This window comes from Rothia sp. (in: high G+C Gram-positive bacteria) (assembly GCF_030540545.1).
In the GTDB taxonomy this organism is placed as follows: domain Bacteria; phylum Actinomycetota; class Actinomycetes; order Actinomycetales; family Micrococcaceae; genus Rothia.
In genome coordinates this window covers 1-1,177 of record NZ_JAUNVZ010000083.1, presented here as the reverse complement: position 1 = coordinate 1,177, position 1,177 = coordinate 1, and the positions used below count along the sequence as shown (strand labels likewise).

At 61.3% G+C, this 1,177-nt stretch carries 1 pseudogene; it reads left to right on the top strand.

From position 1 onward, the window contains the following. Window positions 1-1,121 (top strand): annotated as a pseudogene (locus tag Q4P78_RS09090) (hypothetical protein); the annotation flags it as partial. Window positions 1,122-1,177: the final 56 nt, after the last annotated feature.

Sequence of the window (1,177 nt, the reverse complement as noted above, 5' to 3'; positions counted from 1 at the left end):
AGGAGCAGGAAGACCTGCGGCACATGGTGTACGAGTGGTCGGTGCATAACCCGGATAGGGCCGGGCAGGAGTGCGAAGAAGAATTTGGGGTCACCCGTCAGCAGGTTAAACGTATCCTCAAAGGCCGTGCAGCGCTGCACTACCCGGTAGAGCCACGGGCGCAGGGAGACGAACAGAAAGAATGGCAGGATCAGCAGCTTATCGATTTGCTGCGGCAGTGGTGGCACGAGTGCACAGACCACCGGTCCATGTCGTTTAACGACTGGTCTGTGGCTCGCGGCGGCCCCACCCGTCAAACACCCATTATCCGCTTCGGCAAATGGTCACATGCCTTAGCTGCGGCGGGGCTGGGCGACGAGCGGAGCAGGCCCCGCAGGCGCCGCGGCAAGTACGATGAAGCTGACCTGTGGGCGGCGCTGGTTCAGTTCGTGTCTACTCCCCGGCAGAAATACACCTACCTTGAATTTGAGGAGTATGCGCGCAGCGTCCCCGGTATGCCTTCAGCGGTGCTGGTGCGTAAATACCTCAATAAAAACTGGAATACGCAGGTAGAAATCGCCAAAACAATCATGCGCGGCACCTATGAGAGCTTACCGCCTGAGGTTATTGCTGCCGGGGTTGAGAACATCCGGCGGGAACGTAATTGGGAGCAGGAATACGCCCGCAGCAAAGACAGCGAGCAGGACTCCGTGCAGGTGGCCGTTGATGCCCTTAAGCAGTACATAGCGCAGCATGGCAGCCGGGTTGTGAACGCCCGCTACGATGAGTGGGCGCATGGGCAGGGGCTGCCTTTGGGGGTTACGCTCACCAAGAAGAGCGGGCTCAAGTGGGCGGAGCTTGTGCAGCGCGCGGGTGGTACGTGCGGTACCCGCGCCCCGCGTGATCTGAGCCCGGACGAGGTGCAGGCCCGTAATGAGCGTGCGCTCGCAGGTATCCGGGAGTACCTGGAGCATGAGGCGGGCACCCCAACATATGACCGCTACATTGCGTGGGCGCAGCAGGCGGGGGAGGAATACCCGAAAGGAACCGCGCTTCACAGCTGGTTTGGCGGGTGGCGCAACGCCCTCCAGCAGGCCCGAAAGTCATCAGCTGGCGCACAGACGGATACACCCGCCAGCTAGAGCCGCACCAGGCAAGAACCCGTGCGGTGGTGTCTTGCACTGTAACTGACGTGTAC